22 protein-coding genes are annotated in these 17,285 nt (G+C 35.2%); all 22 read right to left on the reverse strand.

Translation table 11 applies throughout. From position 1 onward, the window contains the following. Positions 1-162: 162 nt before the first annotated feature. Complete coding sequence (locus tag LJ207_RS06720; protein WP_229345423.1) at positions 163-456, reverse strand: co-chaperone GroES; 294 nt, start codon at positions 454-456, stop codon at positions 163-165. A 223-nt stretch (positions 457-679) separates the two neighbouring features. Beyond that, positions 680-2,029 carry a DUF512 domain-containing protein gene (locus LJ207_RS06725; RefSeq protein ID WP_229345425.1) on the reverse strand — a complete coding sequence of 450 codons (1,350 nt, stop codon included), beginning with the start codon at positions 2,027-2,029 and terminating at the stop codon, positions 680-682. Positions 2,030-2,037: 8 nt separating this feature from the next. Beyond that, positions 2,038-3,078: a tRNA (adenosine(37)-N6)-threonylcarbamoyltransferase complex transferase subunit TsaD gene (gene tsaD, locus LJ207_RS06730; protein ID WP_229345427.1), complete on the reverse strand. Its 1,041-nt coding sequence runs from the start codon at positions 3,076-3,078 to the stop codon at positions 2,038-2,040. A gap of 4 nt (positions 3,079-3,082) precedes the next feature. Further along, positions 3,083-3,811 carry a tRNA (adenosine(37)-N6)-threonylcarbamoyltransferase complex dimerization subunit type 1 TsaB gene (tsaB, locus tag LJ207_RS06735; protein WP_229345428.1) on the reverse strand — a complete coding sequence of 243 codons (729 nt, stop codon included), beginning with the start codon at positions 3,809-3,811 and terminating at the stop codon, positions 3,083-3,085. Continuing rightward, positions 3,792-4,277, reverse strand: coding sequence for a tRNA (adenosine(37)-N6)-threonylcarbamoyltransferase complex ATPase subunit type 1 TsaE (gene tsaE, locus LJ207_RS06740; protein ID WP_229345430.1), 486 nt, complete (start codon positions 4,275-4,277; stop codon positions 3,792-3,794). Before tsaE ends, tsaB begins: the two co-directional genes overlap by 20 nt. Beyond that, the gene (proC, locus tag LJ207_RS06745; RefSeq protein ID WP_229345432.1) at positions 4,278-5,081 is read right to left on the reverse strand and encodes a pyrroline-5-carboxylate reductase; all 804 of its coding nucleotides are present in this window, start codon (positions 5,079-5,081) and stop codon (positions 4,278-4,280) included. A gap of 18 nt (positions 5,082-5,099) precedes the next feature. Continuing rightward, on the reverse strand, positions 5,100-6,356 hold the full coding sequence (locus LJ207_RS06750) for a glutamate-5-semialdehyde dehydrogenase (RefSeq protein WP_229345434.1): 1,257 nt from the start codon (positions 6,354-6,356) through the stop codon (positions 5,100-5,102). Continuing rightward, complete coding sequence (gene proB, locus LJ207_RS06755; protein WP_229345435.1) at positions 6,346-7,482, reverse strand: glutamate 5-kinase; 1,137 nt, start codon at positions 7,480-7,482, stop codon at positions 6,346-6,348. The genes LJ207_RS06750 and proB overlap by 11 nt, the downstream gene beginning before the upstream one ends. An 81-nt stretch (positions 7,483-7,563) precedes the next feature. Continuing rightward, positions 7,564-8,043, reverse strand: a complete 480-nt coding sequence (locus tag LJ207_RS06760; RefSeq protein ID WP_229345437.1) for a PTS sugar transporter subunit IIA — start codon at positions 8,041-8,043, stop codon at positions 7,564-7,566. Positions 8,044-8,219: 176 nt separating this feature from the next. Beyond that, positions 8,220-9,944 carry an NADH-dependent [FeFe] hydrogenase, group A6 gene (locus tag LJ207_RS06765; protein WP_229345446.1) on the reverse strand — a complete coding sequence of 575 codons (1,725 nt, stop codon included), beginning with the start codon at positions 9,942-9,944 and terminating at the stop codon, positions 8,220-8,222. A gap of 27 nt (positions 9,945-9,971) precedes the next feature. After that, on the reverse strand, positions 9,972-11,774 hold the full coding sequence (gene nuoF / locus LJ207_RS06770; protein WP_229345448.1) for an NADH-quinone oxidoreductase subunit NuoF: 1,803 nt from the start codon (positions 11,772-11,774) through the stop codon (positions 9,972-9,974). Positions 11,775-11,796: 22 nt separating this feature from the next. Beyond that, on the reverse strand, positions 11,797-12,162 hold the full coding sequence (locus LJ207_RS06775) for a (2Fe-2S) ferredoxin domain-containing protein (protein ID WP_229345450.1): 366 nt from the start codon (positions 12,160-12,162) through the stop codon (positions 11,797-11,799). Next, positions 12,162-12,719 carry an ATP-binding protein gene (locus tag LJ207_RS06780; RefSeq protein WP_229345452.1) on the reverse strand — a complete coding sequence of 186 codons (558 nt, stop codon included), beginning with the start codon at positions 12,717-12,719 and terminating at the stop codon, positions 12,162-12,164. Before LJ207_RS06780 ends, LJ207_RS06775 begins: the two co-directional genes overlap by 1 nt. A gap of 1 nt (position 12,720) precedes the next feature. Beyond that, positions 12,721-13,203, reverse strand: a complete 483-nt coding sequence (gene nuoE, locus LJ207_RS06785) for an NADH-quinone oxidoreductase subunit NuoE (protein WP_229345454.1) — start codon at positions 13,201-13,203, stop codon at positions 12,721-12,723. Positions 13,204-13,224: 21 nt separating this feature from the next. Next, complete coding sequence (locus LJ207_RS06790) at positions 13,225-13,965, reverse strand: PHP domain-containing protein (RefSeq protein WP_229345456.1); 741 nt, start codon at positions 13,963-13,965, stop codon at positions 13,225-13,227. Then, the gene (locus tag LJ207_RS06795) at positions 13,966-14,295 is read right to left on the reverse strand and encodes a DRTGG domain-containing protein (RefSeq protein ID WP_229345458.1); all 330 of its coding nucleotides are present in this window, start codon (positions 14,293-14,295) and stop codon (positions 13,966-13,968) included. Then, entirely contained in the window at positions 14,285-14,527 is a 243-nt protein-coding gene (locus LJ207_RS06800; RefSeq protein WP_229345460.1) for a (Fe-S)-binding protein, read from the reverse strand. Before LJ207_RS06800 ends, LJ207_RS06795 begins: the two co-directional genes overlap by 11 nt. Before the next feature lie 345 nt (positions 14,528-14,872). Beyond that, a complete protein-coding gene (locus tag LJ207_RS06805) occupies positions 14,873-15,622 on the reverse strand; it encodes a [Fe-Fe] hydrogenase large subunit C-terminal domain-containing protein (protein ID WP_229345462.1) in 750 nt (249 codons plus the stop codon). A 19-nt stretch (positions 15,623-15,641) separates the two neighbouring features. Further along, positions 15,642-16,067 carry an ATP-binding protein gene (locus LJ207_RS06810; protein WP_229345464.1) on the reverse strand — a complete coding sequence of 142 codons (426 nt, stop codon included), beginning with the start codon at positions 16,065-16,067 and terminating at the stop codon, positions 15,642-15,644. A gap of 42 nt (positions 16,068-16,109) precedes the next feature. Next, positions 16,110-16,472 (reverse strand): hypothetical protein, encoded by a 363-nt coding sequence (locus LJ207_RS06815; protein ID WP_229345466.1) that lies wholly within the window; start codon positions 16,470-16,472, stop codon positions 16,110-16,112. A 159-nt stretch (positions 16,473-16,631) separates the two neighbouring features. After that, positions 16,632-16,982, reverse strand: coding sequence for a type II toxin-antitoxin system PemK/MazF family toxin (locus LJ207_RS06820; RefSeq protein WP_013406361.1), 351 nt, complete (start codon positions 16,980-16,982; stop codon positions 16,632-16,634). After that, positions 16,963-17,259 (reverse strand): CopG family transcriptional regulator, encoded by a 297-nt coding sequence (locus LJ207_RS06825; RefSeq protein ID WP_229345468.1) that lies wholly within the window; start codon positions 17,257-17,259, stop codon positions 16,963-16,965. Before LJ207_RS06825 ends, LJ207_RS06820 begins: the two co-directional genes overlap by 20 nt. Positions 17,260-17,285: the final 26 nt, after the last annotated feature.

The raw sequence follows: 17,285 nt of genomic DNA on the forward strand, positions 1-17,285 counted from the left end.
AAGTTGATAGATCAATCGATCATCAAACAACGATCTAAAAGTAAAGTGCATTTTAAATTTCATTTCCAATCCTAAAGAAAACAAGCTCTCTAGACAATAAAAAAATCTCTAAGTAATGTAAATTTAAATCAGAAAATGCTGATTCTTAAATTTAATTGATATTTAGCTAATTACTGCTAAAACATCTTTGATTTCAAGAATAATATATTCTTCTTCATCAATTTCTACTTTAGTTCCGGCATATTTATCAAATACAACCAGATCTCCAACTACTACAGGATCTTCTTTTCCTTCTTCAGCGATATTATCTCCCACAGCAACTATTTTACCCTGTTGTGGTTTTTCATCCTTTTGAGCTGAATCAGGAATTACAATTCCACCTTCTGTGGTTTTTTCTTCTTTTTCATCTTTTAGATATTGTACTGCAACTTTGTTATTCAATGGTTTAATACTCATTAAAAAATAACCCCCTTCTTTTTATTTTCATTTATGATTAGCACTCAATTGAGGTGAGTGCTAACAAGCACTGTAAATATAATATCTAAGAAGGAAATTAAAATCAAGCTCGCTAAAGAGCCAATAATTGCTTTAAATTATTATTAAAGACTATTAGAGTTAATTAGCTCTTTTATTCTTTTAATATCTTTTAAATTATTAATTTTATGTTTATAGATAAAAATTATAATAAAATAATTTCACAATCATATTTATCTTCAAGTTCTGTATAGTGATTTCCGGCTAAATCATTACCATAATAATCATAAATTATTTCCGGTAAAATCAACCTTTGGCAGTTAGGATTGTTTTTTTCAATAACTTTTTTCAAATCACTGTTTAATAATAAGCCGGCTGCAAATATATTACCACCAAAAAATTCGTTTTCAGCTTTTAATAAAGTAAAATTATATCCTTCTCCTAAATATTTTTGGCTGATATTATTTAAAAGAGTAAAGGCAATTTTCGAGCTGATTGCTGTAGTAGAAATATTTTTGCCAGCTTTAGAGCTCTGCTCAAGATAAGCTAAAAGCTCTGCTTTTTTTCTGGCAGAAATATCATAGGAGATAATAATTCCCGATTTCTGGCCTGCCACTTTAGTTAAAGTAACAGTTCTTTTCCGTCCTTCTCTCTTAAAAATTATTTTAGGATCTGCACAAGCCTTGATTTTATAGAATGCATCAACCCTGCTTTTGATTTTTTGTCCGGCCACTTCTAAGATTATATCTCCCTTTTTTAGGCCAGCCTGATCAGCTGCAGATTCTTTAATAATACCCTCTAGCTCAGCTTTTAAATCGGTGATAATCTGGGGCTCAATTATAATCGGATAAGAATAATTATCAGCTCTGCTGTTGATAAATTCTTTTAATTTGAAATAAAATCCAGGCTGAGCCTCATTGTTTCCTTCGGCAAAGTTACTGAATCCTGCTAAAAATATTCTTAAACTTAGTGGAGGGTTATATCTTTCTAGAAAGTCGAGACTTTTTTCTAAACTTTCAAAACCCAGCTGATGATGCATTGATACTATACTGGCTTGAAAATCAATCGGATAATCTTTTAGCTCTTTGATTATTTTAAAAACATTATCAGCTTGAGGGTCATTCATCAAAAAAACCCGTTCCTCTGGACCCGGGGCATTTAAAGAAATATTTAACTCCAGTGGTTTTAATTCTGCTAATTGCTGTAGTTCTCTTACTTTGATAAAAGAAGCACTGGTGGTTATTTTAATTTCTGCTTCAGGCCTTTTTTTCCTTAAGAGTTTTAGTATTTCCATTATTTTAGGATGGGTAAAAGGTTCACCTTCAATTATTTTACTGGCTGATTCACCTATAATAACGGCTTCTTTATGATCAAGAAACTCCAGCATAGTTTTAATCAGTTCAAAATCTAAGTGGCCAAAACTATATGTCTCAATTTCAGGTGGATTATTTTTATGGCTGCAGAAAATACAGTTTAATTTACAGATAGAAGTTATAGGTAAAATATTATTTTCTTTGACAGTTTTAAATAAGATTTCTCTTTTATTTTTTAGCATCTTTTCACCTACAGCTTTAAAGAAGGATCTGCACTGATGGCAAGTGAGGCAAAATCCCTGTCAAGATATTGATAATATGCTACTGCACCGATCATGGCAGCATTATCAGTACAAAGCTCCAGAGAAGGATAATAAAATTCAATTTCTACTTCCTTCAGCTCAGCTTCAACTACCTCTCTCAGCCTTTTATTTGCTGCAACTCCTCCTGAAAGAACAACACTTTTGATATCATATTTTTTAACTGCTTCCAGTAGTTTTGAACTTAAGCTGTCAACTACAGCTTCCTGAAAACTTGCAGCAAGATCAGCCTGATCTATTTCTTTACCCTTTTGTTTTTGATTATTTATATAATTCATTACAGCTGTTTTAAGACCACTAAAACTGAAATCAAAGCTATTATCAGCCATTACAGCTCTGGGAAAATCAATAGCCTGAGGATCTCCCTCTACAGCAGCTTTTTCAATCGCAGGACCACCTGGATATCCTAAACCCATATATCTTGCGATTTTATCAAAAGCCTCTCCAGCAGCATCATCTCTTGTTCTACCTAAAATTTCATAACCTTTAAGGTCTTCAAAATAAAGGAGATCAGTGTGACCACCAGAAATAGTTAAGCAGATTAATGGTTTTTTAATTTGAGGATTATCAATAAAATTAGCATAGATATGGCCTGCAATATGATTTACAGCTATTAATGGTATCTCTAAGCTCAAAGCAATAGCCTTAGCAGCAGTTAAACCAACTAAGAGTCCTCCAACAAGGCCCGGGCCATAAGTAGCTGCAACCGCATCTAAATCTCTAAATTCAAGGCCGGCCTTTTCTAAAGCCTCATCAATCACCGGCAGCAGTAGTTCTAAATGTTTACGCGAAGCTATTTCGGGTACTACTCCCCCGAATTTTTGATGCAGCTCTACCTGTGAAGATACCACATTTGCTAGAACTTCCAAACCGTTTTTATTAACAGAAGCTGCGGTTTCATCACAGGAGCTTTCTAAAGCCAATATGAAAATGTCATCTTCTTTATTTTTATAATTCCGTTTAGCATTCAAATTATTAACCCCCATATTTCTGCTGCCAATTTAACTCTGCCTGTGGTTTTTTTAAATAGGCCGGTTTAAGCTGATAAATATCATCTTCCTGTCCCAAGTTAATATAATCTCTACCCAATCTCGCTAAAACTGCAGACCTGGGATAATTATTTTCTGGGTCTGCAGTTATTACATTAAAATTCTCTCTCTTCAATATTTCGGCTGCTTTATCAGTTTTATCACCAAGCAGCAGTATCTCTTCACCTTTATAAGCTGATAAAAGCTCTGCTAATTGCTCTATTTTAATGCTGGAAGCCTGATAAAGCTCTTTTAAATTTAATTTCTTTTCTAAATCAGTTTTAAAATCAGCTTTTTTTCTGCTGTAAAAAGAATAATAGACCCTAGCCCTTCTAGCATCAAGCATTGTTAATATATAATCAGCCCTCTGTCCGGCAGCCATAATCTCTAAGGTAGAAATACCCTTAACAGGGATATCAAAAATTCTACCAAGCATTTTAGCAGTTGTAATAGCTATTCTGAGTCCGGTAAATGAACCCGGCCCGATAGAAACTGCAATTGCATCTAAATCCTGAGCTTTAATTGCAAAAGTTTGAAAAAGTTCTTCCATTAAGGGGAGTAATTTTTCACTGTGTTGTCTTTTTAAACTCAAATTATATTCTGCTTTAACTAGATTATCTTCTAAAAGAGATAAAGCTAAATAATCTGTTGAAGTATCAATCCCTAGAATTAACATTTTTAAACAACCTTTCCACTAATCTCTCTGCCTTTTTTCCTTCACCACTGATAATTATCTCTCTTTTATCATTTGTTTTTTTAATAATCTCTATAAAAATAAAATCAGCCGGAATTAAAGATAGAGCAATTTCCGGCCATTCTATTAATATAACAGCATCTCTGTTTAAATAATCTTCAAAACCGATTTCTATCAATTCTTCACTTTTATCAAGCCTGTATAAATCCATATGAATTATTTCCTGAGCAGCTCGATATTCTTGAACAAGATTAAAGGTCGGACTTGTAACCTCATCTTCATAACCTAAAGCAGAAGCTATACCCTGGGCCATTAAAGTTTTACCTGAACCAAGTTCCCCCTTAAGCAGGATCAGGCTTGGGGGGTCTAAGTAAGCAGCTATTTTTTTTGCGAATTCAATGCTCTGCTCAGCAGAGCTGCTGATAAATTTAAGCTCTTCTCTTGTCATTTATTTGCCCAGCTCCTCTGATCTTTCTGCTGCTGCAGAAACAGCTTTAATAACTGCTGATCTAAAGCCAGATTCTTCTAAAGAAGCTACCCCAGCAATGGTTGTCCCACCTGGAGATGTAACCATATCTTTTAACTCAGCAGGATGTTTTTGGCTCTCTAAAACCATCTCTGCTCCACCTTTAAGGGTTTGAGCAGCAAGTTTAAGGGCGGTTTGCCTGTCCAAGCCTTTTAATACACCTGCATCAGATAAAGCCTCAATAAAAAGGTAAACAAAAGCAGGCCCACTACCACTTAAAGCGGTAACTGCATCCATCTGCTCTTCTTTAACTTCAATAATCCTGCCAAAAGCTTTAAAGACCTTTTTAACAAATAGTCTCTCTTTTTCAGCCAAATCATCTGCAAAGGATAGGGCACTCATCCCCTCTCCAACCAGGGCAGGAGTATTGGGCATTACCCTCACAACCCTGCTATTTTGACTTAGTTTAGCTTCAATAAATTCTCTTTTTATCCCGGCAGCAATAGAAATGATTAGCTTATCAGCACTAAGAGCTTTTATTTCTTCTAAGACCTGAGAAAAGATCTGAGGTTTTACAGCCAAAATAACATAATCGGCTTCAAACACCGCTTCTTTATTATCACTTGTAAAATGAATTTCTGGATATTTATTTTTTAAAGCAAAATCAGCTGCTGCAAATTTTTTATCAGCTGCTGCAATATCCTCAGCAGCTAAGATATTATTATTCAAAATTCCCTCTAAAATAGTCTGACCCATATTACCAAGTCCAATAATAGCTAGTTTCATCTTGACCTCCTAAATAAACTATTCTCTAATCTGTCCATCACCCATAATTATATACTTTGTAGTTGTTAACTCTTTTAATCCCATTGGACCACGAGCATGAAGTTTTTGGGTGCTGATTCCTGTTTCTGCTCCCAGACCAAATTGACCTCCATCAGTAAATCTGGTTGAAGCATTAACATATACAGCTGCAGCATCTATCTCATCTAAAAATTTCCTTGCTGTAGTATAATTTTCGGTGATTATCGCTTCAGAATGTTTTGTTCCATATTTATAAATATGCTCAACTGCTTCAGAATAGTCATCCACAACCTTAACAGCCATAATATAATCTTTATATTCTTTATAATAATCTTCTTCAACAGCATCTTTTATTCCGGGAAGAATGGCCTTTGTTTTTTGACAGCCGCGGAGCTCAACATTGCTTTCTGCAAAAATCCTCCCCATTTCAGGCAGAAATTCCTCTGCAATTTCACTATCAACAAGCAGGCTCTCAGCAGCATTACAAACTGCAGGACGAGAGTATTTAGCATTAAAGACTATTTTTTTAGCCTTAGTTATATCAGCATCTTTATTAACATAGACATGGCAGTTACCAACCCCGGTTTCAATTACAGGGATCTTTGATTCATTAACCACCTTTTGAATTAAACCTGCTCCCCCTCGTGGAATTAAAACATCTAAATAATCGCTTAATGTAAATAAAACATCAACAGCCTTGCGGTCGGTTGTTGAGATAAGTTGAACACTATCTTTGTCTAAACCGGCTTCATTTAAGCCATCCTGAATAATATTGGCTAAAATTTGATTTGAGTTGAAGGCATTTGAGCCACCTCTTAAAATTACAGAATTACCTGATTTAAGACAAAGTCCTGCCACATCTACCGTTACATTAGGACGAGCCTCATAAATAATGGCTATGACTCCAAGTGGAACCCTGATCTGACCAATCTGCAAACCATTGGGACGTTTCCACATTTTTGGAACTTCACCAATAGGATCTTCCTGAGCAGCGACATCTCTTAAGCCCTGGGCCATTGCTTCAATCCTGTCTTCACTTAATTTTAAACGGTCTAAAAGGGCTCTACTTAAACCATTGGCTCTACCATTACTCATATCCTCTTCATTAATTTCCAGTATTTCAGCCTGTCTTTCGATTAACTTGTCTGCAATTAAATTTAAGGCCTTGTTTTTATCTCCTGTTGAAGCTTTAGCCAGTTTCCTTGCAGCCTCTTTAGCAGCATCAGCCTGAGAAATCAACTCTTCTCTAATACTCATTATGATCTCCTCCTATTACCATATTATCCCTATGGATTACTTCGCTTTTATTAAAATAACCAAGAATGTTTTTGATCTCTTCTGAATGAGCTCCTTTGATTTTTTCGATCTCATCAGAACTATAATTTACAATACCTCTACCAATGGTCTGCTCTCCATCACTGATTAAAACAAGTTCTCCACTATTAAAATCTGCTTCAACTCCAGTAATACCACCTGGCAGCAGACTTTTACCCCTTTTGATTAGAGCATCTGCAGCACCTTTATCAACAAAAACCTTTCCTGAAGGGGGCAAATTAAAATTGAGCCATTGTTTTCTTTTAGATAAGCTATCTTTCTCAGCTAAAAAAGTAGTACCAATATTATATTCTTTTTTTTCAGCCATCTTAACTAAATCCAAAAGAGAATTTTTATCTTCTGCAGGACCAATAATCATTACAATACCTGAATTTACAGCAATTTTTGCTGCCTCTATTTTGGTCTGCATACCACCAGTACCAACTGAACTGCCTCTACCACCGGCCATATCCTCGATATCTTGATTAATTTTTTCAACCAGAGAAATCAGCTTTAAATTTTTTTCATTATCTGCTGGTGAGATATTATATAGGCCTTCTACATCAGAAAGATTGATCAATAAATCAGCTTCAACAAGCCCTGCAACTCTAGCTGAAAGTGTATCATTGTCTCCAACCTTGATCTCATTTGTAACAACAGTATCATTTTCATTAATTACAGGTACTACCCCATAATCTAAAAGTTCTGTGAGGGTATTGAAAGCATTTAAATATCTGCTTCTATTTTCTAAATCACTTGAAGTTAATAAAATTTGGGCACATTTTTCCCCATATTCACGAAAAAATTTATTATATATTCCGATCAATAGTCCCTGACCAACAGCAGCACAGGCCTGTTGTTCAGGAATAGATTTAGGTCTTTTGACAAAACCCAATTCTCCCATTCCAGCAGCAATAGCACCAGAACTAACCAGTATTACATCTCTACCCTGGTTTTTTAAATCAACCAGCTGTCTGGTCAAATTATCAATTTTTGTAAAATTAAGCTTGGCATTTTTACTGCTTAGAGAACTGCTCCCTATTTTTACTACAATTCTTTTAAAATCCATAAAATATCATCCTGTCTTTTATACTTTAAAATTTATTATATCAAATTTAAAAAGAATTAAAAAGCTTAAAACCCTTCTCATTTAATAATGTTCGACCTCAAGCAGCTTTTCACCACTTTCTACCCAGCCACTTTTTAAGAATTTGATATTTTTAACCTTATCCATATTTGTAATCACAATTGGTGTAAAAATCCCATCTGCATTTTTTTTAATATAATCAAGATCGATTTCAATTAAAGGTGTACCCACTTCGAGCTTATCCCCATTTTTTATTTTTTTACTAAAGCCTTTCCCATTAAGTCTAATGGTATTGATTCCTATGTGAATTAAAATTTCTAAGCCCAAATCTGTTTGAATGCCCAGGGCATGTCCGGTAGTAAAGACCTGAACTACCTCACCCGCACAAGGAGATTTTAACACCTTATCTTCAGGCTCAACTGCAATCCCATCTCCCAAGATCTTTTTGGCAAATGTCTCATCACTTAAATCCTGTAATTTAATCACTTTTCCTGAAAATGGTGCAGCAAGATATTCTGTTTTTTTCTTAAAGATATCCAACATTTATCTCTCCCCCCCTCTCTTTTATCTATTATAATACAAATCAAATCAATTTAACAGAAATAATTATTGGCAGATTAATATAAAAAAAGCTGTACCATTTAATAGCTTAAACAGCACAGCTTTTGATAATCAATTTAAATATTCAACATCAAAATGCCAAATATCAATTTTTTAATTTAGTTTTTAGGTCTGCTCTTATAGGTGGTGTGTAATAAATGATGTGATTCTCCACTCATTGGCTCACCTAAGAACTCTTTATATAGTTTAATAACCTGTGGGTTTTTGTGTGATTTACGAACAACACTTTTATCATCGATCCCACTTAAACCTGTACCTCTTTTAATTTTCTTCTCTTTGGTTGCAGGTCTGGGCTGACCTCCACCACCAACACAACCATGAGGACAGGCCATAACTTCTATGAAGTCACACTCGCAGTCTCCCTCTCTACATGCCTCCAGAAGTTTTTCTGCATTACCAAGACCATTAGCAATAGCAATTTTTACAGTTCTATCACCAATTTCAACCTCTGCAAAATTAACCCCTCTAAAGCCAAGATTTAATTGCTCAAGTGGTTCCCCGGTTAATTTTTCTTTTACGGTTCTAACTGCAGCTTCTGCAACTCCACCTGTGGTACCAAAAATAGTTCCAGCACCGGTTGAAGTTCCCATTAATTCATCAAAATCTTCATCAGCCAATTTAGAGAAGTTGATCCCCATTTCTTTGATCATCCGGGCCAGTTCTCTGGTTGTTAAAACAGCATCTGTATCTTTAAAACGGGTTGCATTGATTTCTTCTCTATTCTTTTCAAACTTTTTAGCTGTACAGGGCATGATTGCAACTGTATAAACATCTTTTGCTTTAACTCCTGACTGCTGAGGATAATAGGTTTTACCCAGGGCAGAAAACATCTGCATCGGTGATTTAGCAGAAGAAAGATGATTTAAAAGATCAGAATAGTTATGCTCAGCATATTTAACCCAGCCTGGACAGCAGGATGTGATATGAGGTAAAGTACCTTCACCTTCTAATTTCTTTAAGAACTCACTTCCCTCTTCTAATATTGTTAGATCTGCTGCAAAGTCGGTTGAGAATATCTTATCAAACCCAAGTCTTCTTAAAGCAGCAACCATTTTTCCGGTTACTACAGAACCAGCTCTCATACCAAACTCTTCACCTAAGGTAGCCTGAATAGAAGGAGCAGTCTGCACAATTACATGTATATCATCATCTTCTAAGGCAGACCATACCTTCTCGATTTCACTTTTTTCATTAATTGCCCCAACTGGACAGACTGAAGCACATTGACCACAGTTTGCACAGTTTACATCTCTCTGCGGCATGTCAAAAGCAGTTGTTACTACTGAATTAAAACCTCTCTGAGTAAACTGTAGAGCAGAAACTCCCTGAACTTCTTCACAGATTCTAACACAGCGACCACAGAGAATACATTTATTCAAATCTCTTCTTAAAGCAGGTCCTACATCATCAATTTCGTGTTCTCTTACTGCACCAGAAACCCTTTCTATATCTTCTTTGGTAATACCAAGGTCATAGGTAATATCCTGCAGTTCACAGCTGCCATTACGATTACAACCTAAGCAATCATTAGGGTGATTTGCTAAAAGAAGCTCAACATTTCTTCTTCTGGCTTTTCTGGCCTTAATACTGCGGGTATTAATTTTCATGCCCGCATTTACCGGAGCAGCACAGGAGGCGAGAAGTTCTCCACTTTCTTCTTCCTCAACAACACAAACCCTACAGGCACCGTGTAAGCTTAAATCAGGGTGATAACATAATACAGGTACATCAATACCAACTGACTTGGCAGCATCCAAAATCGTACTACCTTCACTAACTTCTATTGTCTGCTTATCTATTTGAAGTTTAACTTTGTTCTCCATTAATTTAATTCCCTCCTATTATCAGGATTAACCCTGTGAAATCGCATCGACCGGACAAACTGGCTCACAGGCTCCACAAGCTATACAAACATCTTCATCTATTGCAAAGACTCCCTTGATTTCTCCACTAATTGCATCAACAGGACAAACTTTTGCACATTTTCCACAGCCTATACAATCTTCAGCAGCTATTACATAAGTGCTGAGCAGATCCTGACAGGCTCCAGCAGGACAATTTTGATGGTTTATATGGGCTTCATATTCTTTGCGAAAATGAGTTATGGTAGATAAAACTGGGTTAGGAGCTGATTTACCAAGTCCACATAAAGAAGTACTTTTGATATGGTCTCCTAATTCTTCTAGTAACTCTATATCTCCTTCTCTACCTTCACCTTCAGTAATCCTATTTAATATTTCCAGCATTCTTTTTGTACCCTCTCTACAGGGAGTACATTTACCACATGATTCACTCTGGGTAAAGTTCAAAAAGAAACGTGCTACATCGACCATACAGGAATCCTCATCCATTACAACCATACCACCAGAACCCATCATAGTTCCAGCATCTAAAAGAGAATCATAGTCGATCGGTAGATTTAAATATTCTTCAGGTAAACATCCTCCGGAAGGACCACCGGTCTGAACGGCTTTGAACTTCTTATTTTTATCAAGTCCACCACCGATTTCAAAGATTACCTCTCTTAAAGTTGTTCCCATAGGTACTTCTACTAAACCAGTATTATTGATTTTGCCGGTTAAAGCAAAAACTTTGGTACCTGCACTACTTTCAGTTCCAATAGATGAAAAAGCTTCTGCTCCTTCTTTAATTATATATGGTACATTAGCAAAAGTTTCTACATTATTTATATTGGTAGGTTTGCCCCATAAACCACTTACTGATGGATAAGGTGGTCTTGGTTTAGGCATCCCTCTTTTTCCTTCGATAGAATTCATCAAAGCAGTTTCTTCACCACAAACAAAGGCACCAGCACCTTCTTTAATATGAAGTTTGAAATTAAAACCACTATCAAAAATGTTTTCCCCTAGTAGTCCATATTCTTCAGCGTCCTGAATCGCTTTTTCTAATCTGGTAATTGCTAAAGGATATTCAGCTCTTACATAAACATAAGCTTCATCTGCTCCAATAGCATAAGCAGCAATCATCATACCCTCTATAATCCCATGGGGATCACCCTCAAGCAGACTTCTATCCATAAATGCTCCTGGATCTCCCTCATCTGCATTACAAATCACATATTTTTTGTCTGATTCTGTATTTCTGGCAAACTGCCACTTTAAACCAGTTGGGAATCCACCTCCACCTCTTCCTCTGAGGCCAGATTCTTTAAGCTCATCGATGATTTCTTGAGGCTCCATTAAAGTTAAGGCTTTACCTGCTGCTTCATAACCACCAACAGCTATATATTCATCAATGGATTCTGGGTCAATATGCCCACAATTTTTAAGTGAAATACGCTGCTGTTTTTTATAAAAATCTATATCTTGATAAGATGGAATCTGCTCTTCTGTCATCGGCTCTTTAAAGAGCAGTCTTTCTACAGTTCTTCCTTTTAGAAGGTGCTCATCAACGATTTCTTTCACATCTTTTTCATTTACCTCACAGTAAAATACTCCTTCAGGATAAATGATCATTATTGGACCTTTTTCACAGAATCCATGACAGCCAGTTTCTACTATTTTAACCTCACCGCTCATATCTTTAGCAGTAAGCTCTTTTTCTAAGGTAGTTTTTAAATCTTTTGCACCAGAAGAAACACAACCTGTTCCAGTACAAACTAAAACATGGGAACGATAAATTGTCTCATTCATTTAGAAAATGCCTCCTTTAAAATTATTCACTATGTCTAGCGATTACTAATTCCTGTACGACATTGCCATTTATTACATGTTTGCTGATAATTTCTTTTACATCAGATGTACTTAGATTCCCATAGGTTATTCTTTCTTTACCAGGCATTCTTACATCTATTAAAGGCTCTTTTTCACACATTCCTATACAACCTGTTTGGGTTACCCTTACATCAATATCTCTGGTTTCTACTTCTTCTAAAATTGCTTTTAGGATTTCTCTGGCACCTGCAGCAATACCACAAGTTCCCATCCCAACAATTATTTCTGGTCTTGTTCCCTGATCACGCTTTTTCATATCTTTTTTTACTTTATCTCTCAATTCTTTTAATTCTGCTAAAGATTTCATTAAAAAGCTTCACCTCCGCGGATTTCTTTGATATTTTCTGCTAAATATTCCTGGATCCAGCTTACAATAGCTGAGGATTGTATAGAAAGATCATCTAATTCTTTTTTTATTTCCCTGCTGTCAAATTCAAATTTTTCGTCTGCAAAAGAATGTTCATAAATTATTTCTAACTCTTCACCATTAGCAGCAATAAAATTGCTGATAGTTGTAGCAATATCACCAAGTGGAGCTCGATCAATATTATCATATTCAAATTCAGCCCTTACTACTGTTCCTCTGCCTTTTTTAGATTTGATCTCAAAATCTCCATTTGTTCTTTCAGCAGCATTTTTAAATAGAGAAAGACCAAGTCCTACTTCTCTTGTTGTCCTTGAAGTAACAAAAGGATCTGTGATATTTTCTAATAGCTCTTTTTTGATACCCTTACCATTGTCAGCAATAATAATTATAAATGAATTCTTCCCAGGATTCTCTGAGATTTGAAGCTCAATCTTATCTGCTTTTGCTTTTCTTGAGTTCTCCAAAATATCGAGAATATGTAGTGATAGTTCCCTCATTTTATTTATATTTTGCCAGAATTGAAGGAATTTCTTCTGGGATTAAGCGGCCATGGGTATCATCATTGACCATGATTACAGGTGCTAAACCACAGGCACCAATACAGGCAACTGATTCTAATGTAAAGGCTAGATCATCAGTTGTTTCTCCACTATCAATTTCAAGTTCCTCTTTGAGTACATCCATGATTTTGCCTGCACCTCTTACATGACAAGCAGTTCCCATACATATTCTGATGATATTATTACCTCTTGGTTCCTGATGAAATTGACTGTAAAAAGTTACTACTCCATAAACCTGGCTTAAAGAAAGATTTAAACCAAGTGCAATCTCAGTTAGTACCTCTTCAGGTAAATAACCATATTCTTCCTGAGCTTCCTGTAAAACTGGGATTAAATATCTTTCTTTGCTCTCATATCTTCCCAAAATTTCATTTACAGGTTTTAAATATTTTGCTAATTTTTCTCCTTTAAGATGTGCCATCAATAATTGCCTCCTTGATAATTAATTTTCACTTAAAATGATTTTTCTGCCTTTTTCTCCTTTAACTGCTTTTAGAAATTCAGCAAAACTTCTTTCTTCCATAACTAAATTGTGATAAGATCTAATCTCCTTTAGATAATGACTGTCAGAGTTTTGAATCATCTGATAGCAAAGAAGTTGAGGCTGCTTTTTTGAAACTTCCTCTATTGTAGTGTTTTTAGAGATTTCTATTGTCTCAATTCCAAGTTCTGGTGGTATGAAACCCAGCTGACTAATAATACTATTTCTCCTATCCATATGAGATGGAATTACTATCCCACCAAGTGATGAAATCGTCTTTAAACACTTTTCTAAACTCAACTCAGATGAGCCAGCCAAAAAACGCCCCACTTTACTTTGAAATTCATCTGAAAAAGAACATTTGATTTGAGGACCAAAAAAATCCTCATCATTTTCTATTTCAGGTAAATTAGCATAAACTATTTCCTGCCACTCAAATAATGAAGCTAAGTCAGGAAAAAAACTTAATATGTGAATTTCTTCTCGAGTTTCAGTTTCCATAGCTGGTATAAAAAATATATCGTTTTGTTCACAAAAATATTTAAACACCTCTGCATTTTCAGCAGAATTATGATCAGTTAAGGCTAGAACTTCTATTCCCTCTTGTTTTGCTTTATTAACTATCTCAGCTGGTGTCATCAATAAATCAGCACAGGGAGAAAGCACAGAATGAAGATGAAGATCTGACTTAAATTTTAACATTTAAATATTGCTTTCACATAAACTACAGGCTAATTTATAAGCTTTTCTTTTAGTTCTTAAAAGATTGACCCCTTTTTGGCAGGCCTTTTTTACTGCAGCTTCATCATATTCAAAATCCTCGACTAAAATTACTGCAGAAAGATCAACCAATAAGGCAACTGCAACAACATTTTGATGACCCTGTACTGTTAACCAGAGATTATCTTGTGAGGCTCTTGCCATAACATTGCTTAAGAGATCACCAACATATACACCATCAATTTCTTTGTCCAAACTTGGTCCAGCAACTACTTCGAGATTAAATTTTTCAACTAGGTCTTTAACATTCATAATCTTCCTCCTTCTCACCATTAATCAGTGGTGGTAATGAATTTGCCAGTTCACAAAGATCACCTGCAAGATCACTAATTCTTTTTCTCAACATAAATGTACAGTCTGTTCTTACTGCAAGATCATTTACTATATCTTCAGCAAATGTTTTGCAGTCTGGAGCACCACAAGCTGCACAATCAAGTCCAGGCAGCAGCTCTATTTCTTTTTGCAGCTGCTCTAATTTCTGCATTGCTTTTTTAAAGTCTTTATCAAGCTTAACAATATTATCTGCTTTTATTGCTTGAGAAAGTTCGAAATTATATGCTTTGTCTTCTTTATTAACCCTATCTAATTTGCATTTATTCAGCTCTTTTTTTAACTTTTTAACTCTGCTTTCTAAATTAAAGGCCGCCTGATAAGGATTTATTACATTTAGAATCCCACCTAAACAACCATTTGCACATGATGTTAGCTCAAAGTAAGATATCTCATCAGAAATATTATTCCTTTCTATCTCATCTAAGAGCTTTTTAACAGCTTGAATCCCTGAGACACTTAATGTGTTAATTTCCTGCCATGATTTAAGTATTCCTTCTTATCCTCCGTGATTACCCCAGGCTATTGATAAAGGAATCTTGTCAGATTCTTTGATATCATCCTCAGTTATTTCTCCCAGTAGAGGGTATATTTCTTGATAAAGCTTATCAACCGCTATTGCCCCATCTAAAAAACTTTTTTCCTGACCGATAGCTCTATTAACTGTTGTCATTTTTGCAGGACAGGGAGTTAAAAAAAATAGAGAAGCAGCAATATTGTTCTCATTTTTAAGTTCATTTTTTACTTTTTCTGCAATTAGCTCTACCGGAGATTTCATAGGCAGCAGCATCTCTATTAAATCCGGATACTGTGATTTAATCAACCTGACGATGACAGGACAGGAAGAAGAAATATAATTAGCAGAGTTTTGATTAAGAAATTCTAAACTTCGGCGGGAAAGAGCAGCAGCAGCTTCTGCTACATCATAAACTTTTTTAAAACCAAGCTTATAAAGAGCAGCTTTTATTTTATCAGAAGAAATATCAGCTGAAAACTGACTGTAAAAACTTGGTGGGATTAATAAGACCGGATAATCATGACTAAGAATTTCTTCAAGTAGATCAGAGTTGCTGTATTTAGCATGATATTCACAAACCCTTATGCATTCTGCACAATCAACACAAAGGTCTTCTTTAATCCAGGCTTTACCCTGGTGTACCCTTATTGCTTTTGTAGGGCAGCCTTTTACACAATTTGTACAGCCCTCACATTTTTCTTCTTTTAGAAGCACAGAATGCTTTTTTGTCATTATAACCCTCCTGCTAAAATTAATTAGCTAATATCATCTTTATTTTAACAGTTGTACCTTCTGCTTCATTTGACTTTATTGAAAAATCATCAGCATATCTTCTAACATTAACAAGACCCATTCCTGCGCCAAAGCCCATCTCCCTAATTTCATCACTTGCAGTAGAAAAACCAGGGGTTAATGCTTTGTCAATATCGGGAATACCAGGCCCTTGATCAGAAACCTTAATTTCAAGTTCATCTTCTGAGATCTCAGCCGTGATTTTTCCCCCTAAAGAATGGATAATTACATTCATTTCTAGTTCATAGGTCACTATGGCAGTTTTGCGAATTATTTTTGAATCTATACCTAGTTTTCTAAGCTTGTTTTTCAGTTCACTTGAAGCTTCTCCACCACTTTGAAAATTAAAACTTTCAATCTCCTTTTCCAATATCTCTTTTTTCATATAAAAAACTCAGCTCCTGACTAACAAAAATAGATTTGGAGTTTATAAATAATTGATCTCTTCTGCTCCAACCCCATTGTTATATAAAATTCCACAAGCCTCAAAAAGTGGTTTGGCTGTGGAATAAAGAAAAATACCTAATTGATTTGCAAGAGCAACAGTTTCAATCTGGGGTTCTTTGGCCCTGACAAATACTATAATTTTAATACCTACCATTTCAGCAGTTCTAACCACCTGAGGGTTTGTTAACCCGGTTAAAAGTAGAGTTTTATCATTAGAAAGAGCCAGCACATCACTCATCAAATCAGCTCCACAGGCTGTGACCACATCAAAATCATCGGCTATCTCACTTTCTTCAAATATGGTATTTGTTTGCAAAAGAGATTTAAGTGTTTTTAGTTTCATTTTAAGCCTCCATAATAAAATAATAACTTATTTTGAGTAAATTTGCAATAAAAAAGAAATTGGAAAAGATTAGTGAATTAATTCACTTGAATTGTCAAAAAATATACACTATGAGTATACGATATTTTTTTCACAATGTCAAGTATTTAGATAAATTTTTTAAAGATCTATTAATCCTAAACTTATTTCTAAAGAGGTATTTACATCCTCAATCACATCATCACCTAAATGAGCAATATGCCTCTGCAGACGTTTTTTATCAAGGGTTCTAATCTGTTCAAGTAAAATTACTGAATCTTTGTCTAAGTTGGTGTAATCAGCAGGGATTTCAACATGAGTGGGCAGCTTTGCTTTGTTAATCCTGGAAGTAATTGCTGCCACAATTACGGTTGGACTATATTTATTTCCGATATCATTTTGAATTATTAAAACCGGTCTAGTACCTCCCTGCTCTGACCCTACTACCGGATTTAAATTTGCGTAAAAAACATCACCTCTTTTTACTTTCAATTTTTTCACACTCCACCAGTCTTTGCTCATAACATAAATATGAATAGCAGTCACTAGATAAACCTTCATCTGCTAATTTTTGATTTAGACCGGCCATTTTTTGATATCCTGTTTTAAGAAGTGATCTAACCTCTTCTTTTTTAAGTTCTCTTAAATATAGTTCTACTGCTTTTAATAAAAAATTATTGCGCTGTTCATTATTTTCACTGCAGTAACTCTCTATTTCTTCAACAAGCCCCTGCGGCAACTCTATTTTTAGCTGCTTTAATTCTACCAACACTTCCACCTCCGCCTGATTGATTA

This window comes from Halanaerobium polyolivorans (assembly GCF_020711195.1).
Lineage (GTDB): Bacteria > Bacillota > Halanaerobiia > Halanaerobiales > Halanaerobiaceae > Halanaerobium > Halanaerobium polyolivorans.